The sequence below is a fragment of the Cellulomonas pakistanensis genome, assembly GCF_016862755.1.
GTDB classification, from domain to species: domain Bacteria; phylum Actinomycetota; class Actinomycetes; order Actinomycetales; family Cellulomonadaceae; genus Cellulomonas; species Cellulomonas pakistanensis.
Window position 1 is genome coordinate 24,303 of the sequence record NZ_BONO01000032.1, and the last position, 25,945, is coordinate 50,247.

General features: G+C 75.6%; 24 protein-coding genes and 1 riboswitch. Of the genes, 5 read left to right on the plus strand and 19 right to left on the minus strand.

Features of this window, described 5'->3' with window-relative positions; all coding sequences use genetic code 11:
- Window positions 1–105: 105 nt before the first annotated feature.
- On the plus strand, window positions 106–936 hold the full coding sequence (ddaH, locus tag Cpa01nite_RS16900; RefSeq protein WP_203670031.1) for a dimethylargininase: 831 nt from the start codon (window positions 106–108) through the stop codon (window positions 934–936).
- Window positions 937–997: 61 nt separating this feature from the next.
- On the plus strand, window positions 998–2,242 hold the full coding sequence (gene rocD, locus Cpa01nite_RS16905; RefSeq protein WP_203670032.1) for an ornithine--oxo-acid transaminase: 1,245 nt from the start codon (window positions 998–1,000) through the stop codon (window positions 2,240–2,242).
- A 106-nt stretch (window positions 2,243–2,348) separates the two neighbouring features.
- On the opposite strand, the gene Cpa01nite_RS16910 is transcribed toward rocD, so the two are convergent.
- Entirely contained in the window at window positions 2,349–3,902 is a 1,554-nt protein-coding gene (locus tag Cpa01nite_RS16910; protein ID WP_203670033.1) for a spore germination YkwD domain-containing protein, read from the minus strand.
- A gap of 275 nt (window positions 3,903–4,177) precedes the next feature.
- Here Cpa01nite_RS16910 and Cpa01nite_RS16915 point away from each other — a divergent pair, with 275 nt between their 5' ends.
- Window positions 4,178–4,654 (plus strand): Lrp/AsnC family transcriptional regulator, encoded by a 477-nt coding sequence (locus Cpa01nite_RS16915; RefSeq protein ID WP_239068875.1) that lies wholly within the window; start codon window positions 4,178–4,180, stop codon window positions 4,652–4,654.
- A gap of 125 nt (window positions 4,655–4,779) precedes the next feature.
- Here Cpa01nite_RS16915 and Cpa01nite_RS16920 read toward each other — a convergent pair whose 3' ends face one another.
- From Cpa01nite_RS16920 to Cpa01nite_RS16935, 4 genes are all read right to left on the minus strand, one after another.
- The gene (locus tag Cpa01nite_RS16920) at window positions 4,780–5,748 is read right to left on the minus strand and encodes a universal stress protein (protein ID WP_203670034.1); all 969 of its coding nucleotides are present in this window, start codon (window positions 5,746–5,748) and stop codon (window positions 4,780–4,782) included.
- 121 nt (window positions 5,749–5,869) lie between these two features.
- Complete coding sequence (locus Cpa01nite_RS16925; protein ID WP_203670035.1) at window positions 5,870–6,376, minus strand: HNH endonuclease; 507 nt, start codon at window positions 6,374–6,376, stop codon at window positions 5,870–5,872.
- 219 nt (window positions 6,377–6,595) lie between these two features.
- Complete coding sequence (locus tag Cpa01nite_RS16930) at window positions 6,596–7,381, minus strand: C40 family peptidase (RefSeq protein ID WP_203670036.1); 786 nt, start codon at window positions 7,379–7,381, stop codon at window positions 6,596–6,598.
- 2 nt (window positions 7,382–7,383) lie between these two features.
- Window positions 7,384–7,549, minus strand: a riboswitch (cyclic di-AMP (ydaO/yuaA leader).
- A gap of 227 nt (window positions 7,550–7,776) precedes the next feature.
- The gene (locus Cpa01nite_RS16935; protein ID WP_203670037.1) at window positions 7,777–8,475 is read right to left on the minus strand and encodes an iron-dependent transcriptional repressor DtxR; all 699 of its coding nucleotides are present in this window, start codon (window positions 8,473–8,475) and stop codon (window positions 7,777–7,779) included.
- 88 nt (window positions 8,476–8,563) lie between these two features.
- On the opposite strand from Cpa01nite_RS16935, the gene serC reads away from it, so the two are divergent.
- Window positions 8,564–9,706: a phosphoserine transaminase gene (gene serC, locus Cpa01nite_RS16940; protein ID WP_239068876.1), complete on the plus strand. Its 1,143-nt coding sequence runs from the start codon at window positions 8,564–8,566 to the stop codon at window positions 9,704–9,706.
- 76 nt (window positions 9,707–9,782) lie between these two features.
- Here serC and Cpa01nite_RS16945 read toward each other — a convergent pair whose 3' ends face one another.
- The 4 genes from Cpa01nite_RS16945 to Cpa01nite_RS16960 all read right to left on the minus strand — a co-directional run bounded on the left by Cpa01nite_RS16945 (window position 9,783) and on the right by Cpa01nite_RS16960 (window position 14,362).
- On the minus strand, window positions 9,783–10,556 hold the full coding sequence (locus Cpa01nite_RS16945) for an LAVTG motif-containing sortase-dependent surface protein (protein WP_203670038.1): 774 nt from the start codon (window positions 10,554–10,556) through the stop codon (window positions 9,783–9,785).
- A 200-nt stretch (window positions 10,557–10,756) separates the two neighbouring features.
- Window positions 10,757–12,535 (minus strand): DUF4012 domain-containing protein, encoded by a 1,779-nt coding sequence (locus tag Cpa01nite_RS16950; RefSeq protein WP_203670039.1) that lies wholly within the window; start codon window positions 12,533–12,535, stop codon window positions 10,757–10,759.
- 70 nt (window positions 12,536–12,605) lie between these two features.
- Window positions 12,606–13,928 carry an MFS transporter gene (locus tag Cpa01nite_RS16955; protein WP_203670040.1) on the minus strand — a complete coding sequence of 441 codons (1,323 nt, stop codon included), beginning with the start codon at window positions 13,926–13,928 and terminating at the stop codon, window positions 12,606–12,608.
- Window positions 13,925–14,362, minus strand: coding sequence for a MarR family winged helix-turn-helix transcriptional regulator (locus tag Cpa01nite_RS16960; protein WP_203670041.1), 438 nt, complete (start codon window positions 14,360–14,362; stop codon window positions 13,925–13,927). The genes Cpa01nite_RS16955 and Cpa01nite_RS16960 overlap by 4 nt, the downstream gene beginning before the upstream one ends.
- 216 nt (window positions 14,363–14,578) lie before the next feature.
- Here Cpa01nite_RS16960 and Cpa01nite_RS16965 point away from each other — a divergent pair, with 216 nt between their 5' ends.
- Window positions 14,579–15,499, plus strand: a complete 921-nt coding sequence (locus Cpa01nite_RS16965; protein ID WP_203670042.1) for an endonuclease domain-containing protein — start codon at window positions 14,579–14,581, stop codon at window positions 15,497–15,499.
- A gap of 109 nt (window positions 15,500–15,608) precedes the next feature.
- Here the strand turns inward: Cpa01nite_RS16965 and Cpa01nite_RS16970 are convergent, their stop codons facing one another.
- The 10 genes from Cpa01nite_RS16970 to chvE form a co-directional block, all read right to left on the minus strand.
- Window positions 15,609–16,934: a UDP-glucose dehydrogenase family protein gene (locus Cpa01nite_RS16970; RefSeq protein WP_203670043.1), complete on the minus strand. Its 1,326-nt coding sequence runs from the start codon at window positions 16,932–16,934 to the stop codon at window positions 15,609–15,611.
- Window positions 16,935–17,095: 161 nt separating this feature from the next.
- Window positions 17,096–18,580, minus strand: coding sequence for an NCS2 family permease (locus Cpa01nite_RS16975; protein WP_203670044.1), 1,485 nt, complete (start codon window positions 18,578–18,580; stop codon window positions 17,096–17,098).
- 121 nt (window positions 18,581–18,701) lie between these two features.
- Complete coding sequence (locus Cpa01nite_RS16980; RefSeq protein WP_203670045.1) at window positions 18,702–19,190, minus strand: hypothetical protein; 489 nt, start codon at window positions 19,188–19,190, stop codon at window positions 18,702–18,704.
- A complete protein-coding gene (locus tag Cpa01nite_RS16985; protein WP_203670046.1) occupies window positions 19,187–19,549 on the minus strand; it encodes a response regulator in 363 nt (120 codons plus the stop codon). The genes Cpa01nite_RS16980 and Cpa01nite_RS16985 overlap by 4 nt, the downstream gene beginning before the upstream one ends.
- 67 nt (window positions 19,550–19,616) lie before the next feature.
- A complete protein-coding gene (locus tag Cpa01nite_RS16990; RefSeq protein WP_203670047.1) occupies window positions 19,617–20,072 on the minus strand; it encodes a chemotaxis protein CheX in 456 nt (151 codons plus the stop codon).
- Window positions 20,069–20,452 (minus strand): response regulator, encoded by a 384-nt coding sequence (locus Cpa01nite_RS16995; protein WP_203670048.1) that lies wholly within the window; start codon window positions 20,450–20,452, stop codon window positions 20,069–20,071. Before Cpa01nite_RS16995 ends, Cpa01nite_RS16990 begins: the two co-directional genes overlap by 4 nt.
- Entirely contained in the window at window positions 20,449–21,480 is a 1,032-nt protein-coding gene (locus Cpa01nite_RS17000) for a CheR family methyltransferase (protein WP_203670049.1), read from the minus strand. Before Cpa01nite_RS17000 ends, Cpa01nite_RS16995 begins: the two co-directional genes overlap by 4 nt.
- Window positions 21,477–22,658 carry a protein-glutamate methylesterase/protein-glutamine glutaminase gene (locus Cpa01nite_RS17005; protein WP_203670050.1) on the minus strand — a complete coding sequence of 394 codons (1,182 nt, stop codon included), beginning with the start codon at window positions 22,656–22,658 and terminating at the stop codon, window positions 21,477–21,479. Before Cpa01nite_RS17005 ends, Cpa01nite_RS17000 begins: the two co-directional genes overlap by 4 nt.
- Window positions 22,659–22,760: 102 nt before the next feature.
- Complete coding sequence (locus tag Cpa01nite_RS17010; protein WP_203670051.1) at window positions 22,761–24,389, minus strand: methyl-accepting chemotaxis protein; 1,629 nt, start codon at window positions 24,387–24,389, stop codon at window positions 22,761–22,763.
- A complete protein-coding gene (gene chvE / locus Cpa01nite_RS17015) occupies window positions 24,389–25,510 on the minus strand; it encodes a multiple monosaccharide ABC transporter substrate-binding protein (RefSeq protein WP_203670052.1) in 1,122 nt (373 codons plus the stop codon). The genes Cpa01nite_RS17010 and chvE overlap by 1 nt, the downstream gene beginning before the upstream one ends.
- Window positions 25,511–25,945: the final 435 nt, after the last annotated feature.

Here is a 25,945-nt window from a genome sequence, read left to right on the forward strand (position 1 = left end):
GCGCCATGATGTGCCGCGCGGGTGAACCGTAGGCTGGGCCGGACGCGCCCCGACGAGGCGGCCCGACGTCCGATACCGCCGTCCCCGGACACCTCGAGGAGCACCATGCCCGCGACCCCGCAGCAGACCCGTCGCCACTACCTGATGTGCGAGCCGACGTTCTACACGGTCTCCTACGAGATCAACCCGTGGATGGACTCGACGCGGTACACCGACGCGGGCCTCGCGGTGCAGCAGTGGCAGGTGCTGAAGGACACGTTCGAGCAGCTCGGCCACACGGTCGAGACCATCGACCCGATCCCGGGCCTCCCGGACATGGTCTACGCCGCCAACGGCGCGACGATCGTCGACGGCGTCGTGTACTCCGCGAAGTTCCGCTACCCGGAGCGCCAGCCCGAGGGCCCGGCCTACGAGAAGTGGTTCGCCGACCACGGCTACGTCACGCACACCGCGGAGCAGGTCAACGAGGGCGAGGGCGACATCCTCGGCGTCGGCGACGTGCTGCTCGCCGGCACCGGCTTCCGCACCGACCGCGCCTCCCACGACGAGATCGCGAAGGTCACCGGGCGCGAGGTCGTCACGCTCGAGCTGGTCGACCCGCACTACTACCACCTGGACACCGCGCTGGCCGTGCTCGACTCGACCGCCGGCCGCGAGCAGGTCGCGTACTACCCGCCGGCCTTCTCGGACGCCTCGCGCGCCGAGCTCGAGCGCCGCTACCCCGACGCGGTCCTCGCGACCGAGGCCGACGCCGCCTGCCTCGGCCTGAACGCCGTGAGCGACGGCCTGAACGTCGTGGTCGCGCCCGGCGCCACCGCGCTCGCCGCCCAGCTCAGCGACCGCGGCTTCCGCCCGGTCCCCGTCGACACGAGCGAGCTGCTCAAGGGCGGCGGCGGCGCGAAGTGCTGCACGCTGGAGATCCGCCCCGCCCGCTGACCCCCTCGGCCGGCCGGGGCGCCCCGGCCGGCCACCCGCCCCGGCCCGGAAGGTGACACCCATGACCGCCACGATCCCGAGCCGGAGCGCCGAGGGCGCCGCGGCCGGCCCCCTCGCGCCGAACTACCACCCGCTGCCGGTCACGCTGACGACCGGAGAGGGGGCCTGGGTCCGCGACGACGCCGGCCGCACGTACCTCGACCTGCTCGCCGGGTACTCCGCGCTGAACTTCGGGCACCGGCACCCGGCGCTGGTGGCCGCCGCGACGGAGCAGCTCGGCCGGCTCACGCTGTCGTCCCGGGCCTTCGACCACGACCTGCTCCACCCGTTCGCGGAGGCGCTGTCCGAGCTCGCGCGCCCGGTCGTCGCCGGCGCGGGCGCCGACGGCCCGCAGCCGATGGTGCTGCCGATGAACACCGGCGCCGAGGCGGTCGAGACCGCGATCAAGGCCGCCCGCAAGTGGGGCTACGACGTGCGCGGCGTGCCGCCCGAGCGGGCGACGATCGTCGTGGCGGCCGGCAACTTCCACGGCCGGACGACGACGATCGTGTCGTTCTCCACCGACCCCGAGGCCCGCGACGGCTTCGCCCCGCACACCCCCGGGTTCCGGGTGGTGCCGTTCGGCGACGCCGAGGCGCTGCGGGACGCCATCGACGACACCACCGTCGCCGTGCTGCTCGAGCCGATCCAGGGCGAGCAGGGCGTCGTCGTCCCGGCGGACGGGTACTGGCCCGCGGTCCGCGCGATCTGCGACGAGGCCGGCGTGCTGCTCGTCGCCGACGAGATCCAGTCCGGGCTCGGGCGCACCGGCACCACGTTCGCCCTGGAGCTGTGGGGCGTGCGGGCCGACCTGGTCACACTCGGGAAGGCGCTCGGCGGCGGGGTCCTCCCGGTGTCCGCCGTCGTCGGGCGGCCGGACGTGCTCGGCGTGCTGACGGCCGGCACCCACGGGTCGACGTTCGGCGGCAACCCGCTCGCGTGCGCGGTCGGGATCGCGGTCGTCGGCCTGCTGCGGCCGGGCACGTTCCAGGAGCGCGCGCGCACGCTGGGCGCCCACCTGCACGCGCGGCTGGCGACGCTGGTCGACACCGGGCTCCTGGTCGGCAGCCGGGGCGCCGGGCTGTGGGCCGGGCTCGACGTCGACCCCGCGCGGATGACCGGCCGGGAGCTGTGCGAGCGGCTGCTGCGGCTCGGGGTGCTGGCGAAGGACACGCACGGGTCGACGATCCGGCTGGCGCCGCCGCTGGTGATCGAGGCGGACGACCTGGACCTGGCGCTCGACCGGCTGACGCAGGCGCTGCGCTGAGACAGCGCGCGGCCCCTCCCCTGCTCCAGGGGCCGCGCGCCGTCGGCGCGCCCGCGTCCTGAGCGCGCCCTGCGCCGGCCCCCGCGACCGGGGACCGGCGGAGCCCTCAGGAGAAGCGCATCGCGGTGTACAGGCGGCCGTCTAGCGTGACGGCGCCGATGGACACGGTGGACTTCCCGGACTTCAGCACCCACGCGCGGTGGCCCGGCGAGTTCAGGTACGCCCGGATCATCGCGCTGTCGCTCGCCGGCTGGACCCAGCCGACGATGTGGTCGCTCCCGGAGTGCCAGATGCTGCCGGCCGCGGCCATCGCGGCGGCGTGGTCCGCCAGGGACGACGACCCCGTCACCGCCAGGGCGGGCAGGCCGTTCTCCGCCCGCGCGGCGTTGATCGCCGCGCCGAGCCCGCCGACCCCGTAGGACGAGACGCCGGCGGCCCAGGAGGTCGCGGACGCCGCCGGCGCGGCCGCACCCCCGCCGCCCGACGCCGCGGGCGCGCCGGCGCGGTTCGACCGGGCGGCGGTGGCCGTGCTCCGCGGGGCGGACGCGGCGGCGCGCCGGGCGGCCTCGGCGGCGGCCCGCTCGGCGGCGGCGCGCTCCGCCGCGATCCGCGCGGCCTCCGCGGCCTGCCAGGCGGCCTCCGCGTCGACCGTGGCCTGCTGCGGGCCGGCGACCGCGGCGGTGGCCGTGCGCAGCTCAGCCGGGCTGGTCCCGGAGCCGACCCCGTCCGCGGCGCGCTGGGCGGCGTCCGCGGCGGTCCGCAGCGCGGCGAGGTTCGCGTCGCCGGCGTGCGGCGAGGCGTCGGCGGCCGAGCGCGCGGCGGTCACGACGGAGCCCGCGCGGCGCACGGCCTCGGCCACCAGGGCGTCGTACCGGGCGGCGGCGACGGCGGCGCGCGCGTCGGCGAAGAACGCCTCGTCGGCGCGCTGCGCGGCGTGCTCGGCGGCGACCCGCTCCTGCGCGTGCGCCCAGGCGGCGGCGCGGGCGTCGGCGCGCAGCTGCACCACGACGCCCGCCGCGACCGCGCCGACGAGGGCGGCGGAGAGCACGGCGGCGGCTACCGCGCGGCGGCGGCCGGGGCGGGCCGGGCGGCGGGCGGCGAGGGCCGGCGCGGGCGCTGCGGGGGCCGGGGTGGCGGCGGGGGTCGCCCGGGCGGGGGCGGTCTCGTCGGCCTCGGCAGGGGTGGTCGCGCCGGCCACGGCGCGGGTGGTCTCGCCGGCCTCGGCGAGAGCGGGCGCGCCGGCTTCGGCGGGGGCAGGCGCGCCGGCCTCGGCGGGAGCGGTCACGCCGGCCTCGGCGGGAGCGGGCGCGCCGGCCTCGGCGGGGGCGGGCGCACCGGCCTCGGCGGGTGCGGGCGCGACGTCCGGGGACGCCACGGGCGCGTCGACGCGCGGGCGGGGCGCCGGGACCACGGCGGGCGCGTCGTGCACGCTCCCGTCGACCAGCGAGTCGACCAGCGTCCGCGCCGGTGCCGGCGCCGCGGCCGGGGCGTCGAGCACGGCCGTCGCCGCGCGCCCGCGCTGCGTCGGGATGGTCCCCGGAGCGGCCGCACGACGCGGCCCGGGCGTGCGCGTGCTGCTCCCGCGGGCGGGGTCCTCGTGCGGCGACGGCCCGGTGCTCGGGGTCGTGGGGTCGCTCGGCTGGCTGCCGGATGCCGGCATGTCCGGTCCTTCCTCGTTGTCGTCGACGGGCCCCCTGTCCCCGTGCCCATCGACGGCGCCGCGGAGGCGCTGAACGGCCGACCAGGGCGTTCACCCGCCGGGGTGATGAAGCCGCAGGTCAGCGGATCCGCGTCCCCCGGAGGGGTGAACCCGCCACCCGGGTGGCAGCCCCCCGCGTGCCACCGCGCTCATCCGGCCGCGCACCCGTCCGCCGCGCCCCGCGCTCCGGGGCGCGGACGCCGCGGTCACGGACCCGGGTGCGGGAGGATGGCGCCGTGACCCCGACCCGTCCCGGCGACCTGGACCCCATCGACGAGGCGATCCTCCGCGAGCTCGCCGCCGACGCGCGCGCCTCCTACGCCGACATCGGCGCGGTCGTCGCCCTGTCCGCGCCGGCGGTGAAGCGGCGGGTGGACCGGCTGCGCGAGCGCGGCGTGGTCCGCGGGTTCACGGTGCTGCTCGACCCGGCCGCGCTCGGCTGGGAGACCGAGGCGTTCATCGAGCTGTTCTGCCACGGCTCGACCAGCCCCGCGACGATGCGCGCCGCCGTCGACCGGTACCCGGAGGTCGTCGCCGCGAGCACCGTCACCGGAGACGTCGACGTGGTGGTGCAGGTGCGGGCCCGCGACATGCGGCACCTCGAGCAGGTCGTCGAGCGTCTCGCGGCGGAGCCGTTCGTCGCCCGCACCCGCTCGACGATCGTGCTGTCCGCGCTGGTCCGCCGCCCGGACGTCCCGCCGCCCGCGCCGTAGCCCGCGCGGGCGCGCCGAGAGGTCGCGAACCGGGCGCTCCGACGGCACGACGCACCCGTTCTGCGACCTCTCGGCGCCGCGCGGGCGCCGCGTGAGCGCCGCGCGGGCGCCGCGCGGGCGCCGCGTCAGCCCGCGGCCTGCTCCGCGCCGCCGCCGGCCGCCGCGAGGCGCTCCTGGCAGCGGTTCGTCACGACCATCACCGGGCAGGCCGCGTGGTGCAGCACCGCCTGGCTGGTCGACCCGAGCAGCAGGCCGGCGAACCCGCCGCGCCCCCGCGAGCCGACGACGATCAGGTCCGTCGCCGTCGAGAACTCGGTCAGCAGCTCCGCGCCGGTCCCGTCGAGCACGTGCCGCTTGACCGTCACCCCGGGCTTGTCCGCGAGCGCGCGGTCGACGACCACGTTCAGCCCCTCGGTGACGTCGGCGAGCACCTGCGTCTGGTCGATCGTCGCGGGCAGCCAGGCCATCACGCCCGAGCCGCTGCCGACGGGCACGCCGGCGACGGCCGTGAGCTCGGCGTCCCAGGCCTGCGCCTCGTCGATCGCGTACCGCAGCGCCAGGTCTGCCTGCGGGCTGCCGTCGACGCCGACGATCAGCCGCCGCACGGGCCGGACCACGGGGGTCGACTCGTCGGCGGGGACCACGCCGCCGCGGCGCTGGTCGCGCAGCGGGACGACGACCGTCGGGCAGTAGGCGTGCGCGGGCAGGGTCGACGACACCGTGCCGAGCAGCCGGTCGGCGAACCCGCCCTTGCCGCGGGTCCCGACGACGGCGAGCGACGCGTCCCGCGACATCTCGACGAGGACGGCCGCGGCGTCGCCCGTGGCGACCGTCGTGACGACGTCGAGCCCCGGCGCCTGCACGCGCTGCCGGGCCTCGGCCAGCACGGCCCGGGCGCCCTGCTGGATGGCGGTGTCGTCGAGGGCGGCGTACCCGCCGTCCAGGGAGGCCGCCGTGAACGACGGCAGCGTGTAGGAGCACACCACGTGCAGCGTCCGGCCCCGCGTGCGGGCCTCCGCCGCCGCCCAGTCGAGGGCGTGCATGCTCGCCGCCGACCCGTCCACCCCGACCAGGATCTCCGCGTCCCGCTTCATCGCTGCGACCTCCTCCGGTACACCCCCTAGTGTGCCTCGCATCATGCCTGGTCCGCACCTACTCCGGGGTTCGGCGTGGCGTGGGCTTGACGCGGCCTTGGGGTGGGACGCCCTGGGGCGGTCAGGCGGCGAGGTACGGCGACCAGGCCGGCTCGTCGACCGCCGCCCCGTGCAGGAACGCCGTCGCGCCCCGGGGGGCGGACGGCGTCCAGCGCAGCTCCCAGCCGATCTCATGCAGGAGGTGGTCGGCCTTGCGGTGGTTGCACCGCCGGCAGGCCGCGACGACGTTGCCCCACTCGTGGCGGCCCCCGCGGGACCGCGGGTGCACGTGGTCGACGGTGTCGGCGTGCGAGCCGCAGTAGGCGCACCGGTGGTCGTCCCGCTGCAGGACGGTGCGGCGGGTCGGCGGCAGGGGCCGGCGCATCGGCACGTGCACGTACCGGGTCAGCGACAGCACGACCGGGAGCGGCACGACGACGTGCTCGGAGTGCAGCACGCGGCCGTCGGACTCGAGCACGGTGGCCTTGCCGGACATCACGAGGGTCACGGCGCGGGGCAGCGCGACGACGCAGAGGGGCTCGAGGCTGGCGTTCAGGAGCAGCGTCCTGGGTGGGGCGGGCAGCAGCACGGCGTCACTCCTGGGTCCTCGGGGACCCGCCTGGCTGGCGGGCCCGCTGGGGGAGGCAAGCACAAGCAGGGTACGCGCACCCGGGCGATTCCGACCTCCCCTTTGTGCCGCAGGTCACACCGTCGACGGCGCGATCCGGCCCGTGGGCACCCCCGGGACGACGCGACCCCCACGGCCGCGCGGGCCGTGGGGGTCGGATCGGGAGGGCTGCGGGGCAGGTCAGCCGACGCGGATGAACACCGGGTTGCTCTGCCAGATGCTGCGGAACTCGACCGACTTGCCCGGGCGGGGCGCGTCGATCTGCTGGTCGCCGCCGGCGTAGATCGCGATGTGGCCGGGGCTCCAGATCAGGTCGCCGGGCTGCGCGTCGGCGGCCGAGACGACGGTGCCCGCCGCCTTCTGCGCGGACGACGTGCGCGGCAGGGTGATGCCGAGCTGCGCGTACACGTACGAGGTGAAGCCGGAGCAGTCGAAGCCGGCCGGCGTGGTGCCGCCGGAGACGTACGGCGTGCCGACGTAGCGGGCGGCGATCTCGAGCACGGCGTTGTCGCTCACCGACTGCGGCACCGCGGCGGCGGCGACCTCGGTCGCGGCGGCGGCGGTCTCGGCGGTCGCGGCGCGGGCGGCGGACCGGGAGACGACCGGCTCGGGCTCCGGCTCCGGCTCGGGCTCCGGGACGACGGCCGTGACGGCCGGGGTCTCGAAGGTCCACGCGGCGTCGGCGGGGGCCGTGACGACCGGCGCGGTCTCGAGGACCGTCTTCGCCGAGGCCGTCAGGGCGGCGGTGTCGACCGACGGCAGCGCGGCCTGGTCGCCGGAGGTGGTCGCGGCGCTGGCGGCCGGGACGGCGACCGCGGAGACCATGAGCCCCGTGGTGGCCGCGACGACGGCGGTGCGGCGACCGGCCTGGGCGAGGGTGCCCGTGGCGGCGGTGGCGAGGTCGGTCAGGGGGGTGACGGGGCGACGCGCGGAACGGTGTCGAGCGCGCACAGCACTAGCGGTCACGTACAGCCTCTCCTGGCGCCTACGAGGTGAGCTGTCGGGTTCGGGCTGGAGATACCCGGCCGCGCTCCGCTCCCGGACGGATCCGGTCGCGTCACGCGGCTTCACCCCAAGGACACCGTCTCCGGTGCCCGCATGTGGTTCCCCCGCCCCTGCCGGCGAAGTGTGTACGGAACCTCGGGCGGCGGCAGGGCTCGGCGTACCGTCCAAGGGCTCGCACGGAGGAGGGTTCCGACGAGCAGGACCGAAGGTACCCGACCCCCGAGCCGATTGTCACGTTCCGGTCACGGCCCGTTTCCCGGGCCGCGAGAACGCTCACACGGCGCAGCAGGTCACCGACGCGCGAGGGCCCCGCGGGTGGCGCTCGCCACAGCCCGCGGGGCCCTCGCGGACGTCGGTCAGGAGGTGCGGAGGAACACGTGCCGCGCGACCTCCTGCGGCAGGTCCAGCACGGTCTCGGCGCCCGGGGCGCCGACCGTCACGGTGTTGCCGTTCTTCTCCACGGCGATCTCGCTGCCGGGGCGCACGCCCGCCTGCGCGAGGCGCGCGAGCAGCTCGACGTCCGTCTGGATAGGCTCGCCCAGCCGGGCCACGACGCCCTTGGTCGAGCCGCCGGCCTCCACGGCCACCGTCACGACCGGCGCGACCCCATCGAGGAAGCCCACCGGGGTGCGCTCCTCGCCGATCTCGTCCAGGCCCGGGATCGGGTTGCCGTACGGGTCGAAGTGCGGGTGGTCCAGCAGGCCCGCCAGGCGCCGCTCGACGCGCTCGCTCATGACGTGCTCCCAGCGGCACGCCTCCTCGTGCACGTACTCCCAGTCGAGCCCGATGACGTCGACCAGCAGCCGCTCCGCCAGGCGGTGCTTGCGCATGACGCGCATGGCCTTGCTCTGGCCGACCTCGGTCAGCTCGAGGTGGCGGTCGCCGGACACGACCAGGAGCCCGTCGCGCTCCATCCGGGCGACGGTCTGCGACACCGTCGGGCCGCTGTGCCCCAGGCGCTCCGCGATGCGGGCGCGCAGCGGGGTGATGCCCTCCTCGGTGAGCTCGTAGATCGTCTTCAGATACATCTCGGTCGTGTCGATCAGGTCACTCACGCCGGTGCCCTCCTGTCGTGCGCGGACGTCCGCCCACAGGCTAGTCGGCCGCGGCGGGGTCCGGAGCGGGGTCGCTAGGGTGCGACGCGTGACCGCGCCCACGCCGCCCGCCGCCGTGACCATCCCCGAGCACCTGCTGCCCGCCGACGGGCGGTTCGGCTCCGGCCCCGCCAAGGTCCGCGACGCCCAGGTGCGCGCGCTCGCCGCCGCCGGCCGCACGCTGCTCGGCACCTCGCACCGCCAGGCGCCCGTGAAGCACCTCGTCGGCCGGGTGCGCGCCGGGCTCGCCGAGCTGTTCGCGCTGCCCGCCGGCTACGAGGTCGCGCTCGGCAACGGCGGGTCGACCGCCTTCTGGGACCTCGCGACGCTCTGCCTGGTCGAGCGCCGGTCCGCCCACGCCGTGTTCGGGGAGTTCGGGTCGAAGTTCGCCGCCGCGGCCGCCCGCGCCCCGTTCCTCGACGAGCCGGTGCTGACCTCGGTCGCCCCCGGGACGTCGGCGGTCCCGGCGCTCGCCGACGGCGTCGACGCCTACGCCTGGCCGCACAACGAGACGTCGACCGGCGCCGTCGCGCCCGTGCGCCGGGTGCCCGGGTCCGCCGACCAGGGCGCGCTGGTGCTCGTCGACGCGACCTCCGGTGCGGGCGGGCTCGCCGTCGACGTGTCCCAGACGGACGCCTACTACTTCGCGCCGCAGAAGTCGTTCGCCTCGGACGGCGGCCTGTGGCTGGCGCTGCTCTCCCCCGCCGCCGTCGAGCGCGCCGCGCGGATCGAGTCGTCCGGGCGCTGGGTGCCGGAGTTCCTCTCGCTGACCACCGCGGTGCAGAACTCGCGCGCCGACCAGACGCTCAACACCCCGGCGCTCGCGACGCTGGTCATGCTGGCCGAGCAGGTCGACTGGATGCTCGCGAACGGCGGACTGGCCTGGTGCGCCGAGCGGACCGCGACCTCCGCCGGGCACCTGTACGGCTGGGCGGAGGCGCGGGACTGGGCGTCGCCGTTCGTCGCCGACCCCGGGCAGCGGTCGCCCGTCGTCGGCACCATCGACCTGGACCCGCGGATCGAGGCGCCGACGGTGGCGCGGATCCTGCGCGCGCACGGGATCGTCGACGTCGAGCCGTACCGGAAGCTCGGGCGGAACCAGCTGCGGGTGGCGATGTTCCCCGCGGTCGAGCCGGACGACGTGCTCGCGCTCACCGCGTGCCTGGACCACGTGGTCGACCGGCTGGGCTGAGGCGCGCGGCGCGGGCGGGTCGCCCGGGTGGGCGGCGCGGCGGACGCGAGGGCGGGACCTCGCGGCCGCCGTCCCGTCAGCCCTCGCGGTGCCGGCGCCGCACCGGCAGGGCGACGAGCACCCCGCCGACCAGCAGCAGCAGCGCCGCCGCGACCACGAGCGGCGTCGCGTCCGACCCGGTGACCGCGAGCACCGCCGACGCCGCCCGGACGTCCTCGGGCGCCGCCAGCACGTCGGAGGTCACGACCACGCCGGCGACCTGCTCGACCTCGCCGCCCGGCGCCCCGGGGCCGCCCGACGCCCCCGGCGGGTTCGCGCACACCGCGGTCTCCGGCGGGTACGCGACGACGGTGGTGGCGCTCGGGTTCACCTCGAGCACGACCTGCACCTCGGGCCGCGTGAAGTCGTAGGCGTCGTGCTCGGACCAGGTGCCCTCGGGCGTGAGGTGCCAGCCCGGCCAGTCGACCACGACGCCGTCCTTCACCACCGTCCCGGGCCAGTACACCCAGCCCGACAGCGGCAGCCCGTCCTGGGTGATGTCGGCGCCCTCCGGGTCGACCCACGTGATCGACAGGGTGTCGTCCGTGGTGCCGGTGGCCTCGACCGCGTACCGCAGCACGGGCGCGGCCTCGAGGCAGACGCCGGCGGCCTCGGCGACGAGCAGCTCGCACTCGGGCGGCGGGGCGTAGCCGTCGGTCGGCTGCTCGCACGGGTCGACGACCGCCGCGGCGAGGGCCGGGGCCGCGACCGCGGAGGCCGCCGGCGGGCCGGCCTGGGCCGGGAGGACGGACCCGAGGACGACGACCGCCGCCGCGGCCAGGGTGCCGATGATGCGTCGCGCTCGTGCCATGTCAGTCCCCCAGACGCCTGGCCGCCCGGCGTCGTTGCCGGACTGCCCGATTCGTACAAACCGGACATTTCGCCCACGGTACGTCCGCGGTCCGGCGCCCGCACGGCCGGGGTGCGGGTGAAAACCGCTGCGTGATCACGCGGATCCGGGGGTGTCCCGGCGCGCCGGAGCCGGGCACCGCCGTGACCTGCGCGACCGCGTCAGGCAGGGCACTCCCCCGTCACGACGCCCGGCCCCGTCAGCGTCGGCGTCGTCCACACCGTCACCCGCCCGCCGGGCGCCGGCACGCTCACGGAGTAGGTCTCGGCGGTACCCGGCGCCAGCCGCGAGGTGAGCACGGCGACGTCCCGCCGCGCCACCGTCGCGCGCCCGCCGCCGACCACGAGGCCGTCCCGCCGGACCTCCCCGACCCGGCCGTCGCGAGCCGACCAGAACGACACGTTGGTCGCCAGCCAGCCAGGGGGCACGCCGGACCGCCCGTCGCCGAGCACCTGCGCCGGGTACGCCGCGACGTCCGCGGGCGGGCGGTAGTCGAGCGCCAGGTCGACCCGGGCCCGGGCGTCGGGCGTGCCGCAGGCCTCCATCGTGACGGTCACCGTGGCGGCGAGGTCGTAGCCGAGCTTGCCCGCCGTCGCGTCGTCGAGGAACACCCCGACCGCCCCGCCGACCCGCCCGGTGGGCGTCGGCGCGTCGCCGGACAGGAACGCGCCGCCGAGCGGGCCGGCGGCGAGGCGCGCCTGCTCCGCGGGGTCGGCGGACCAGAGGCGCACCCGCCGCTGGTCGACCGCGTGCAGCAGCACCTCCGCCGCCGCGCGGGCGGTCGCCGGGTCGGCCGCGGCGTCCCGCAGCACGGCGAACGCCGCGGTGGCCACCTGTGCGTAGAACGCGTCGCCCCAGCGCGGGTCGCCGTAGGCCAGGTACGCGTCGCGCAGCAGCGCCCGCAGGAGCGTGTCCCCGCCGAGCTCCGCGCCGTCGGCCTGCACGGTCCGGCCGGTGGCGGCCAGCAGGTCGGCGACCACCACCGGGTCCGCCGCGAGCACCCCGTCGGCCCGCTGGCCGGTCGACTCCTCCCAGAACGCCGCCGCCAGCTCGGCGGCGCGCGGGAAGTCCGGGGTCAGCGCGGCGTCCTGCACCCAGCGTCCGAGCCGCTCGCCGTGCAGCCCCAGCTCCGCGTCGGTCAGCGGCAGGCTCGGCGCGGCGAGCTCCGGCAGGTCGACGGTGCCCCGCTGGCCGACCAGGCCGACGGCGCCGTCGGCGGCCTGCAGCACGGCGACCGCCCCGACGATCCCGCCCTGCGCGCGCAGCTCGGCCGGGTTGAGGGACAGCAGCAGGTACGTGCGCGGGCCGTCCGCGCCGAGCAGGCCGGGGAGCACGCCGGCGACGTCCTGGACCGCGGCGAGCGAGCCCGCCGAGCCGTCGAGCGCGCCGCGCAGGTCAGCGACCGGGCCCGCGACCGGGCCGACCAGCCCGTCCGGGTCGATCGCCGCCAGGTCGGCACGCAGGCGGTCGACCACGTCGGCGGCGCGCGCGGCGGCCGGGGCGGCGTCCGCGAGCGCCGCGAGGTCGACCCAGCCGGACGGGGCGTTCGTCGCGGGCTCGGCGCGCCCGTCCACGACGGCGGCGACCGCCGCGAGCAGGCCGGGGGCGGCGTCGCGCACGAGGCCGTCCGCGGCAGAGGAGACGACGGCGACGGCGGTGAGGTCGTCGCCGACCAGGGGCAGGTGCTCCGCGAGCCGCCAGACGGGGTCGTCGGACGCGGCCGCGGCGCGGGCGGCGGCGTCCTGCAGCGCCGGCAGCCGCGCCTCGAGCGCCCCCACGTCCAGCGCGTCGACCTCCGGGCGAGCTCCGTCCGCCGCGGCCCGGAGGTCCCGCAGCGCGGTGCCGGCCTGGTAGACCCGGAACGCGAGCCAGCCGCCGGCGACCAGCGCCCCCGCGAGCACGACCGCCACCGCGATGAGCACCCGCCGTCGGACTGCCATCTGTCGATCGTCACAGATCGGACAAATCGGGCAAGATGGCGGGCCGGGATTCACCCGCCCCCCGGGTCGGTCAGAGCGCCGCGTCCGCCGCCTCGCGCGCCGCCACCTCGTCGGCCGACCGGCGCGGCACCGGCACGTCCGGGTGCACGACCTCGAGGTGCGGGCGGCTCAGCAGCCGGTACCGGACCTGCACGTGCCACCGCCTGCGGGCCCACAGCGCCGCGGCGACCGAGACCAGCAGCGCCGTGATCGAGCCGATGCCGATCGACCAGCGCGGTCCGAAGTGCTCGCCGATCCAGCCGACGATGGGCGACCCGACGGGCGTCGCCCCGAGCATGACGATCATGTAGAGCGACATCACCCGGCCGCGCACCACGGGGTCGGTCGACATCTGGATGGTGGTGTTCGCGGCGGTGAGCATCGTCAGCGACGCCAGCCCCACCGGGATGCACGCGACCGCGTAGGACACGTAGGTCGGCATCAGCGCCTGCACGCCGGTCGCGACGCCGAACGCGAACGCCGCGCCGATGACCAGCCGCACGCGGGGCCGCTCGCGCCGCGCCGCCAGCAGGGCGCCGGCCAGCGACCCGATCGCGAGCACCGAGCCGAGGATCCCGTACTCCCCCGCGCCCTTGCCGAACTCCGCGCGGGCCATGAGCGCGCTGGTCATCTGGAAGTTCAGGCCGAACGTCGACACCACGCCGATGACCGCCATGATCACGAGGATGTCGCTGCGCCCGCGGACGTACCGGACCCCCTCGCGGATCTGGCCCTTGGCGCGCGGGGCGACCGGCATGGTGTGCAGCTCGCCGGTGCGCATGAGCACGAGCGCGAGGATCGTCGCGACGAACGACGCCCCGTTGATCACGAACACCCACCCCGTGCCGACCGCGGCGATGAGCAGGCCGGCGATGCCCGGGCCGATCAGCCGGGCGGCGTTGAACGACGTGCTGTTGAGGCCGACCGCGTTGGACAGCCCGCTCGCCGGCACGAGCTCCGCGACGAACGTCTGCCGCACGGGCTGGTCGAGGGCCGCCACCGCGCCGAGCGCCAGCGCGAACGCGTACACGTGCCACAGCTGCGCGTGCCCGGACAGCACGAGCGCGCCGAGCCCGAACGCCAGCACCCCCTGGGCGCCCTGGGTGATCATCAGCAGCTTGCGGCGGTCGACCCGGTCGGCCAGCACGCCCGCCCACGCGGACAGCAGCAGCGTCGGCGCGAACTGCAGCCCGGTCGTGATGCCGACGGCGAGCCCCGACTCGTCCGTCAGGTCGGTGAGGACCAGCCAGTCCTGCGCGACGCGCTGCATCCAGGTGCCGATGTTCGCGACCAGCGCGCCGGCGAACCACAGCCGGTAGTTGAAGAACCGCAGCGAGGAGAAGGTCTGGCTCATCCGGCCGTCCCCGCGGCGATGCGACGCAGCAGCCCGGCGGCGTCCGCCAGGGTGCGGCGCTCGTCCGGCGTGAGGACCGCGAGCTGGGCGGCGAGCCACGCGTCGCGCCGGCGCCGGGTCTCCCGGACCTCGGCCTCCCCCGCGTCCGTGAGGCTGACGACGACCTGCCGCCCGTCGGTCGGGTGCTCGGACTTGCGCACGAGCCCGAGCTCGACGAGCGCGTTGACGGTCCGGGTCATCGAGGGCGGCTGCACGTGCTCGGCGTCGGCGAGCGCCCCGGGCGACAGCGGCCCCTCGCGCAGCAGGATCGCCAGCACGTTGAACTGCGGGTCGGGCAGGTCGGCGCCGCCGCGCCGGCTCCGGATCCGCCGGGTCGAGGTGGCGAGCGCGACCCGCAGCTCCCCCGCGAGCTCGGCGACCTGGTCCGTGTGCACAACAGTTACCTTACGTCATTACCCCCGCTAACCAAACCCGGCGCCGAGATGGCAACTCTCGGCTGCGCGCCCTGAGTCGTCGACAGCCGAGAGTTGCCATCTCGGCGGCGTGATCACCGGGCAGCGACCCATCCACAGGAGGACCGGCTGGCGTCGTCCACAGGTCAGGCAGTCGAGGTGCTCGTCGGACGGCGGGTCGACGGCACGGTGTCCCGCATGATCCGTCCCGACCGCACCCTGCCCGCCTCGCTGCGTCGCGGCCCGTTCACGACCTCGCAGGCGCTCGCCGCCGGCTTCCCGGAGGACTCGCTCCGCCGAGCGGGCCTCCGCGTACCCACCCCGTCCGTCCGGACGACGAGCGACCCGCCGGATCCGAACCACGTGCTCGCACGCTGCCAGGAGTTCGCACCCGTCCTGCCACCCGACGCCGTCTTCTGCCACGTCACCGCCCTTGCCGCCCAGGGCGCCGAGCTGCCGTTCGGCGTGGATGCGTCCGGGGACCTGCACGTGCAGGTCGGCCCGGGCCGGTCGCTACCGCGTCGCCGCGGGCTCGTGGGTCACCGTCGAGCCACCACCGCCGTGCCGTTCTTCCGCATGCCCGGCGGGGTCCGCGTGCTCGTGCCCGAGCTCGCCTGGCTCCAGCTGGCGACCGCGGTCACACCGTGCGAGCTCGTCGTGGCCGGCGACGCCCTGATGAGGCGCAGAGGACCGCTGTGCTCGCACGAGCAGCTGCTGGGAGCGGTCGCCGCCCTGCCCGCCGGTTCGCGAGGCGTTCGCCGGCTCCGCGCGGCGGCGGAGCACTCCCGGCCGGGGACGGACTCCTGCATGGAGTCGCGCCTCAGGTGGCTCCTCGTCGACGCCGGGCTGCCCTGCCCGGCGGTGAACGCGCTCGTGCGCGATGCCGACGGGCGGGTGGTCGCGATGCCCGACCTGGCCTATCTCGAGGCGAAGGTGGCGATCGAGTACGACGACGACGTGCACCGCACGGAGCGCCGCACCTGGCAGCGCGACCGGACCCGGCGCGCCGAGCTCGAGTCGCTCGGCTGGACGGTGATCGCCTGCACGGCCGACGACGTGCTCCGCCACCCCGAACGCCCGGTCACCTGGGTGCGTCGAGCACTTCGCCGCGCGCGATGAGCTCGCCGAGATGGCAACTCTCGGCTGTGCGCGGGTCGCGCGCCGCAGCCGAGAGTTGCCATCTCGGCGAGGCGCGCGGCGCGGCGGCGGGGCGCGCGGCGCGCGCGGGTTACGGGCGGCCCAGGGCGCGGTAGGTCCAGCCCGCCGCCCGCCAGGCGCGGGGGTCCAGGACGTTGCGGCCGTCCAGGATCGCCGGCCTCGACACGAGCGGGGCCAGCGCGTGCGGGTCGAGGGACCGGTACTCCGGCCACTCCGTCGCCAGCAGCACGACGTCGGCGCCGGCCACCGCCCCCTCGACGCTGTCCGCGAACGCCAGGCCCGCCCACGCCTTCCGGGCGTTGTCGATCGCCTGCGGGTCGGTCACGACGACGTGCGCGCCCTGCAGCTGCATCTGCGCCGCGACGGACAGCGCCGGGCTGTCCCGGATGTCGTCGCTGTCGGGCTTGAACGCCGCGCCGAGCACCGCGACCCGGCGGCCGACGATCGAGCCGTCGCACACCTCGCGGGCCAGGTCGACCATGCGCACGCGCCGGCGCATGTTGATGGCGTCGACCTCGCGCAGGAACGACAGCGCCTGGTCCACGCCGAGCTCGCCGGCGCGCGCCATGAACGCCCGGATGTCCTTGGGCAGGCAGCCGCCGCCGAACCCGAGGCCGGCGTTGAGGAACCTGCGGCCGATCCGGTCGTCGTAGCCGATGGCGTCGGCGAGCCGGGTGACGTCCGCGCCGGTCGCCTCGCACAGCTCGGCCATCGCGTTGATGAAGCTGATCTTGGTCGCCAGGAAGCTGTTCGCGGCGACCTTCACCAGCTGGGCGGTCGCGTAGTCGGTGACGACCAGCGGGGTGTCGTCGGCGAGCGGCGCGGCGTACACCTCGTCGAGGATCTTCCGGGCCCGGTCGCCGTCGGCCGTCGGGACGCCGTCCTCGTCGGTGGGCAGGCCGTAGACCAGGCGGTCCGGGTGCAGCGTGTCCTGGACGGCGAACCCCTCGCGCAGGAACTCCGGGTTCCAGACGAGCGTCGCGCCGGTGCCCTCGAGCCGCGCCGCCAACGTCTCGGCGGTGCCCACGGGGACGGTCGACTTGCCGACGACGAGGTCGCCCGGCTGCAGGTGCGGCAGCACGGCCGCGAACGCGTCCTCGACGTAGGTGAGGTCGGCGCGGAACTCGCCGTGCACCTGCGGGGTGCCGACGCACAGGAAGTGCACGGTCGCGCCGGCCGCGGCGGCCATGTCGGTCGCGAACGTCAGCCGCCCCTCCCCGCCGACCTCGCTCAGCAGCTCCGGCAGGCCGGGCTCGTAGAACGGGGCCGTGCCGGCGGCGAGCAGCGCGACCTTGGCGGCGTCGACGTCGACGCCCACGACGGTGTGGCCGAGCTTGGCCATGCTCGCGGCGTGCACCGCGCCGAGGTAGCCGCAGCCGATGACGGAGACGCGCATGGGGGACCTTTCCGGACGCCGGGGGACCGGACGAACCTATCGCGGCCGGGCGACCCCCGGCACACGGCTCCCCGCGCACCGCACGCCGGCCCGCGCAGACGACGGCGCCCGCCCGGACGCGGGGGTCCGGGCGGGCGCCGTCGTGCGGTGCGAGGCTCGGCTCAGACGCCGAACCAGGACTTGATCGGCTCGAGCAGGAAGTAGACGACGAACAGCGCCGCGGCGACCCACATCAGCGGGTGCACCCTGCGGGCCTTGCCCATCGCCAGCTTGATGACGACGAACGAGATGACGCCCGCGCCGATGCCCACCGTGATCGAGTACGAGAACGGCATCAGGATGATCGTGAGGAACGCCGGCACGGCGACCTCGAAGTTCTTCCAGTCGATCCCGGACACCTGCATGACCATGAGGAAGCCGACGACGACCAGCGCCGGGGTGGCCGCCTCGAACGGCACCATGCCGACGAGCGGGGCGAGGAAGGTCGCGAGCAGGAACGCCACGCCGGTCGTGATCGACGCCAGGCCGGTGCGCGCGCCGTCGCCGACGCCCGCGGCGGACTCGACGTAGGAGGTGTTCGACGACACCGAGGCGGCGCCGCCCGCGGCCGCGGCGAGCGAGTCGACGACCAGGATCTGCCGCGTGCGGGGCGGGTTGCCCTCCTTGTCGAGCAGGCCGGCCTCGCCGCCGACGGCGACCATCGTGCCCATCGTGTCGAAGAAGTCCGCGATCATCACCGAGAACACCAGCAGGACGACCGCGACGACGCCGATCTTCTCGATCGAGCCGAACAGCGAGAACTGGCCGAGCAGCGAGAAGTCGGGGGCGGCGACGACCGAGTCGGGCACCGACGGGACGGCCAGCGACCAGCCGCCGGGGTTCTCCGCGGAGCGCGCCCCGATGGAGGTGACCGCCTCGAGGACGACCGCGAGCACGGTGGACGTCACGATGGCGATGAGGATCGCGCCGTGCACCTTGCGGGCCATCAGGATGATCGCGAGGAACAGGCCGACGACGAACACCAGCAGCGGCCAGGACCCGAGCGAGCCGCCGATGCCCAGCTCCACCGGCGTCGCCTGGCTGAACGGGATCCGCACGAACCCGGCGTCGAACAGGCCGATGAACGCGATGAACAGGCCGATGCCGACGCTGATCGCCGTCTTCAGCTCCATGGGGACCGCGCGGAACACGGCCTCCCGGAACCCGGTGAGCACGAGCACGAGGATGATCAGGCCCTCGAGCACCACGATGCCCATGGCGTCGGCCCAGGTCATGTCGGGCAGCGACGCGATCGAGTAGGTGACGACCGCGTTCAGGCCGAGCCCGGCCGCGAGCGCCAGCGGGAAGTTCGCGACGAACCCCATGAGGATCGACATGATCCCGGCGACGAGCGCGGTGGTCGCGGCGATCATCGGGATGTTCGGCTCGGAGCCGCCCCCGAGGAAGCTGCCGGTGCCGTCCGCGACGGTTCCGATGATCAGCGGGTTGAGCACGATGATGTAGCTCATCGTGAAGAACGTGACGAGGCCGCCGCGGATCTCGGTGCCGATGGTCGACCCGCGCTCGGAGATCTTGAAGAACCGGTCGACCGCGTTCTTCGGCGCGGTGGGCGCCGGAGCGGTCGCCCCCGGGGAGGTGGTGGACATGGGGGGAAGTGTGGCAGACGGGTGAGGGCCTGGTCTGCGGCGTCCGGCGAGCGTTCACCGGGCGGGAACACGACGGCCCGGCACCCCCGAGGGGCACCGGGCCGTCGGCGCGCGAGGCGCCTCAGATCACCAGCACCGACGCGGTGCCCTTGCCGTAGCCGGCCACCTCGACCTCGAGGTCGAGCCGGCGCACGTACGCCAGCACCCACTGCGCCACGTCGGCGGGCAGCGGCTCGCGCGGGGCGTACCAGGCGTCGAGCTTGAGGTGCGGGGCGTCGCCGACGTTGAACAGCGCGGCGGTGACGTTGAGGATCTCGGCGGCGTTCTCGGCCAGGGCCGGGGGCAGCTGCTCCTCCTCGGCGGCGGTCCGCGACGTGGCGGCCGGCACCAGGGCGATCGACGCACCGAGGTGCGCCGCGAGCGGCAGGTCGAACAGCACCAGCGCCGACAGCTTCATCAGCTTGTCGACGTAGACGCCGACGAGGGCGCCCCCGTTGAGCACCGGGTCGACCATCGGGCCGCCGGTGGCCACGTCGACGTCGCGGCCGATCAGGCCCTCCCAGTGCTCGCGCACCTCCTTCGCGGAGGGCAGCGGCGTGGCGTCGCTCATGCGAGCACCGGCTCGATGGCCTCGCGGAACGTGTCCGCGGTGAACGGCTTCGCGATGAGGAACAGCGCACCGGCCTCCTCGGCCATGGTGCGCATCTCCTCGGAGCCCTCCGAGGTCACGAACCCGAACGGGGTGCCGAAGCCCTCGGCGCGCAGCGCGCGCAGCAGGTCGATCCCGGTCATGTTCGGCATGTTCCAGTCGGACAGGACGACGTCGGGCTCGTCGGCCCGCACGGCCTCGAGGGCCTCCTGGCCGTCGGACGCCTCGCGGACGTCCCAGTCGTAGCCGGCCTGGCGCAGCGTGCGGATCACGATCTGCCGCATCACCCGGCTGTCGTCGGCGATGAGCACGCGGATCATGCTCGTCACTTCCCTTCGGTGGCGGGTCCCGCGACGGTGGTCGCGGGGGTCTGGGTGGAGCCGCGGGTCACTGGAACAGCGAGACCACGACGACGAGGGGGCGGCCGCGCCAGTCCAGGCGCAGCTCGTGGGTGAGCGCGCCGGCGGGGGCGGCCGGCAGCGCGGACGCGACCTCGGGCAGCCCGAGGGTGCCCTGGGTCGGCAGCAGGGCCTTGATGTTGCCGCCGACGACGTTGGCGACCTCGCCGAACGCGTCCTGCAGGTCCTCGGGGCCGACCGGCTCGTCGGCGCCCATGCCCAGCAGGGCCCGGGTCAGCTCGTGCGCGGTGGGCACGTCGGTCGCGACGGCCGCGCGACCGGCGAGCTCGCCGTGCACGTCCACCCAGGCGGCGAGCGGCTCGGCGGGGACGGGCACCTCGCCCTCCCAGGGGCGGAGGTAGCCGGGCTCCCCGTCGATCATCGCCGCGAACACCTCCTCGGCGATCGCGAACACCTGGTCCTGCTCGACGGCGGCGGCGGTCATACGGTCTCCTCGGCAGGGACGAGCCCGAGCAGGTCGAGCTTGTCGCGGATGGCGTCGGTCGTGAACGGCTTGATCAGGTACTCGTGCGCGCCGGCCGCGAGCGCGCGCACGATCTGGCCGTGCTCGCTCTCGGTGGTGACCATCATCAGCGTGATGTTGCGCCACGCCGGGTTGGCGCGGACCTTCGTGACGAACGTCAGGCCGTCCATCACCGGCATGTTCCAGTCGATGCAGGCGAGGTCGACCTCCTCGCCCGACTCGAGCAGGTCCAGCGCCTGCTGCCCGTCACCGGCCTGGACGGTGCTGAACCCCAGGTTCTCCAGGGCGCCCGCGACGATGCGTCGCATCGTCCGCGAGTCGTCGATGACCAGTGCTCTCATCGCGTCACTCCTTGTTCGAATGCCGGTCCGGCGGGCCGCCGCGGCGCGGTGGGCAGGGTGGTGGTGGCCGGCCGAGCGGTCGGCGGCCAGGACGTGCTGGTGGCGGGGGCCCGGCTCCCGAAGGGGGCGGGGGCCGCGGGGCCGGCCGCGGCCGGGACCGCGGGGGTCGCGCCGGTGAGGGCGCCGGACGCCGGGCGCGGGCTCGGCAGCGCGCCGGCCTGCACCGGGCGGTACACCGACCCGCGCTCGACGGGCACCCGCTCCCAGTCCCCGTCGACGCCGATGGTCGTCTCCGCGGCGCCGAGCACCAGGTAGCCGCCCGGCTTGAGCACGCGGTGCACGCGGCCCAGGATCGAGCGCTTGGTGTCGAGGTCGAAGTAGATGAGCACGTTGCGCAGGAACACGATGTCGAACGGGCCGCCGGGGGGCGGGTCCAGCAGGTTGTGCTTCGTGAACGTGATCGCGCGGCGCAGCTCGTCGGCGATCTGCCAGTCGTGGCCGTTGCGCTGGAACCAGCGGACCATCATCGGCGCGGGCAGGCCGCGGTTGACCTCGAGCTGCGAGTACCGGCCGGACCGGGCCTGGGCGAGCACCTGGTCGGACAGGTCGGTGGCGGTGATGTCGAACCGCGCGCCCGGGCCGAGCACGTCGGTGAGCGTCATCGCGATCGAGTACGGCTCCTGCCCGGTCGAGCAGGCGGCCGACCAGACCCGCACGCCGTCCAGCACCGGCCGGTCGGCGCGCAGCCCGGGCACGATGTGCGTGCGCAGCGCGCTGAACGGCGTGTTGTCCCGGAACCACGAGGTCTCGTTGGTGGTGAGCGCCTCGACGATCTCGGCCAGGTCGGACTCGCGCCGCGCGGCGCGCACGTCGCGGATGTAGGCGTCGACGCCGGGGTGGCCGGCGTCCCGGGCGATCGGCAGCAGCCGGCTCTCGACCAGGTACTCCTTGCCGGCCTCGAGCTGGATGGCGCTGCGCCGCCGCACGACGTCGGCGACGAAGGCGAAGGTGTCCTGGGTCAGGCTCATGGCCGACCTCCGATCGGGGCTGCTGCGGGGCGTCCGGAGCCGGCGCGGGCCAGCACGGACTCGAGGGTGGGGGCGACCTCGCCCAGGGGGAGCACGCGGTGGGCGAACCCGGCGGTGGCGACCGCCCCGGGCATGCCCCAGACGACGCTGGTGGGCTCGTCCTGCACCAGCACGGTGCCGCCGGCGCCCACGACGTCCTCGCTGCCGGTGCGGCCGTCGGCGCCCATGCCGGTGAGCACGAGGGCGAGCAGCTGCCCGCCGAGCTCGCGCACCGCGGACCGGAACAGCACGTCCACGGCGGGGCGGCAGAAGTTCACCGGCGGGCCGTCGGTCAGCTTCACGCGGAGCGAACCCGCGGACCGGCTGAGCTCGAGGTGGTGGTCGCCGGGGGCGATGTAGACCGTGCCGGGCCGGAGCAGGTCGCCGTCGGCGGCCTCCACGACCGTGGCCGGGCCGAGCCGGTCGAGCCGCGCCGCGAGCTGCCGGGTGAACACCGGCGGCATGTGCTGCACCACGAGCACCGGGACCGACGGGGCCGCCGACAGCGAGCCGATGACCTTCGACAGCGCCTCCGGGCCGCCGGTCGACGAGCCGATGATGACCGCGCTGACCGGGTGCGGCGCGGGCGCCGGGCGGGTGACCACCGGGCGGCGGGCGTGCGCCGAGGACGCGACGTGCGGGGCCGCGGCGGGTGCGCCGGCCGCGATCCGCGGGCGGGCGACGGCGGGGGCCGTCGCCGCCGGGGCGGACGCGGCGCCCGCGCCCGGGCGGTGCGGGACCAGCGCCTTGATCTTGGGGATGAGCTCGCTCGCGACCCGGTCCAGCGACTCCTGGACGCTGCCGACGTTCGCGGGCTTGGTCACGTAGTCCGTCGCACCGGCGACGAGGGCGTCCAGGGTGGCGGACGCCCCGCGCTCGGTCAGCGTGGAGAACATGATGATCGGCATGGTGTGCCGGTTGCGGCGCAGCGCGCGCACCGCCTCGATGCCGTTCATCTCCGGCATCTCGATGTCCATGGTGACGAGGTCGGGGGCCAGCTGGTCCACCTTGGCGAGCGCGATGCGCCCGTTGGAGGCGAAACCCACCACCTCGATGTCGGGGTCGCGCGAGAGCGAGTCCGTCACCAGCCGGCGGACGACGACCGAGTCGTCGACCACCAGCACGCGGATCCTGGTCACGAAGTTCCCCTCACGTGCGGACCGGCCGCACCGGCCGGGTTCGTGGTTCTGATCGGTCGGTGCGGCCGGTTCCTGAGCGGCCGGAGGCCGCCCGGTGGGCTGCTAGTAGGTGAAACGCGCGACCCGCTCGTGCAGGTCCGCGGACAGCGACGCGAGGTCGTTCACCTGGGTCGAGACGGCCCCCAGGACGTCCGCGGAGCGGGCCGCGGCGCCGGCGACGCCGGTGATGTTCGTGGCGATCTCGCCCGACCCCGTCGCCGCCTCCTGCACGGACCGGGACATCTCCGTGGTGGTGGCGGTCTGCTCCTCGACCGCGCTCGCGATCGTGAGCTGGTAGTCGTTGATGCTGGCGATGATCGAGGAGATCTCGCCGATCGCCGTGACCGCCGCGGTGGTGTCGTTCTGGATGGCCTCGACCCGGCGCGCGATGTCCTCCGTGGCCTTGGCGGTCTCCTGCGCGAGCTCCTTGACCTCGCCGGCGACGACCGCGAAGCCCTTGCCGGCCTCCCCGGCGCGCGCGGCCTCGATCGTCGCGTTCAGCGCCAGCAGGTTCGTCTGCTCCGCGATCGAGGTGATGACCTTGACGACGTTGCCGATCTCCTGGCTGCTCGCGCCGAGGCGGGCGACCTGCTCGTTGGTCGACGCGGCCACGTCCGTCGCCTGGCTCGCGACCTTGGCGGCGTGCGAGGCGTTCTGCGCGATCTCCCGGATGCTGGCGCCCATCTGCTCCGCGCCGGCGGCGACCGCCTGGACGTTGCGGGACACCTGCTCGGCCGCCGCGGCGACGACGCCGGCCTGCGCCGACGTCTCCTGCGAGCCCGCGACCACGTCGCCGTTCGACGCGGTGAGGCTGGCGGCCGTCGTCTCGACCGAGCCGGCCGCGTGCACGACGCCCGCGAGCGTCGTGCGCAGGGACGCCTGGGCCTGGTCGAGCGCCTCGGCCATCCGGCCGGTCTCGTCCCGCCACGGCACCGCGGTGGCCACCGTCAGGTCGCCGTCGGCCATCGCCTCGAGCGAGCCCTGCACGCTGCGCACCGCCCCGGTGATCCGGCGGATGACCAGCACGGCCAGCAGCCCGGACAGCGCGGCGCCGACGACGAACGCCGCCAGCAGCGCCACGATCGTCCGGTCCACCTCGGCCCGGCTGTCGGCGAGGATCTGGTCGACCTGCGCGTCGACCTGGCCCTGCGCCAGCGCGAGCGCGCGGCCCGCCCAGTCGGGGTCGGCCGCGGCGTCGGCGGCGATCGCGGTCCGCAGGCCGGGCAGGTCGCCCTCCTGCACGAACGGCAGCAGCGTGCCGTCGCGGTACGCGGTCCAGGCGGCCCAGCGGTCCACGAAGTCGGCCCACTGCCGGGTGTCGGACTGCGGGTAGACCTCGATGGCGTCGATCTGCGCGGCCACGTCGCGGTCGTTCCACGCCGAGGACTCGAGCAGCTGCGCGCGGACGGACTCGTCGGTCGCCTCCGCAGCGCGGTGCACGAGCAGGTGGCTGCGGGTCTGCGCGGTGCGCAGCTCCGACATGGCCGACTGGAGGTCGCCGGTCAGGCCGGACATCTCCTCGAGGTTCTGGCCCGCGCGGTAGAGCGCGACGGCGCCGACGCCGCCCACGAGGGCGAACGTGCCGCCGAGCACCAGCAGCGAGACGGCGATCTTCAGCGCGATCGGGCGGTCCCAGAACCAGGACGCGCGGCTCCGGCGGGTGCCGGCCGGGGTGTGGTCGGTGGTGGTCATCAGCCCAGCTCCTCCGCGGTGTAGTAGCCGCCGTCCACGAGGACCTGGCGGTAGTTCTCGCCCGTGACCACCTGCGGCGCCAGCAGGTACGACGGCACGACCTTCACGCCGTTGTCGTACGAGGCGTTGTCGTTGGTCTCCGGCTCGGCGCCGTCGAGGAGCGCGCGCACCATCGACACGGCGACCTCGGCGAGCTGCCGGGTGTCCTTGTAGACGGTCCCGTACTGCTCGCCCGCGGCGATCGACTTGGCGGAGGCGAGCTCGGCGTCCTGGCCGGTGACGACCGGCAGCGGCTGCGCGTCCGAGCCGTAGCCGATGCCCTTCACCGCGTCGAGGATCGCGATCGAGATGCCGTCGTACGGCGACAGCACCCCGTCGAGCCGCTGGTCCGCGTAGCGCGGCAGCAGCGTCTCCATCCGGGCGGTGGCGTTCTTCGGGTCCCAGGCGTCGATCGCGATGGTCTCGAAGTCCGTCTCGCCGGACGGGACGACCAGCACGCCGGAGTCCAGGTAGGGCTTCAGCACCTGCATCGCGCCCTCGTAGAACACCGTCGCGTTGTTGTCGTCGGTCGACCCGGCGAACAGCTCGACGTTGTAGGGGCCGGCCGCGCCGGTCTCCTCGCCGGCCTCGTCCAGCACGCCGAGGCCCTGCAGCAGCTGGGTGGCCTGCTGCACGCCGACCCGGGCGTTGTCGAAGGTCGCGTAGTAGGCGACGTCCGGCGACTCGCGGATCAGGCGGTCGTAGGCGATCACCGGGATGTCCGCGGCGGCCGCGTCGGCGAGCACGCCCTTGAGCGCGACGCCGTCGATCGACCCGATCACCAGCGCGTCCGCGCCGTCGGCGATCATCGTCTCGAGCTGCTCGACCTGGGTCGGCACGTCGTTCTCGGCGTACTCGAGCGCCACGTCGTAGCCGAGGGCCTCCAGCTGGGCCTGCACGTTCTCGCCGTCGCCGATCCACCGCTCCGACGTCGTGGTGGGCATCGCCACCCCGACCAGGGGGCGCTCGTCCGCGCCCGAGCCGGCGCCCACGGACCCGCAGCCCGCGACCGCCCCGACCGCCACCAGGGCGAGGGACGCGGCAACCGCATTCCCCGCACGGCGACGCTTCCCGTGCCTCATCTCGACTCCCTCGTCCGTGCCGGCCGGCGCCCCCTGGCGCCCGACGTCGCCCACCGGATCGACCGCCGGTGCGCGGATGTGAGCGCTCCCGCGGGTGGAACGCGCGGTGAACGGGGGACGACCGCCCGGGTGGCGCACCCGCGGCCCGGCCGCCGGCCGGCCGGCGGCCGCTCGCCGGCCGCTCGCCGAGTGGGCACCCGACACGTCGAGTGGGCACCCAGGGGATGCCCACTCGACGTGTCGGGTGCCCGCCGGCGCGGCCGACCCGCAGGCCGGCCGCGCCCGGGGCCTCAGTAGGTGAAGCGGGCCACCCGGCCGCGCAGGTCCTCGGACATGCGCGCGAGCTCGCCGATCGAGTCGCCCATCTGCCCGAGGGTCTGCGAGGAGGTCGCCGTGGCCGACGCGACGCCGGTGATGTTCGTGGCGATCTCGCCC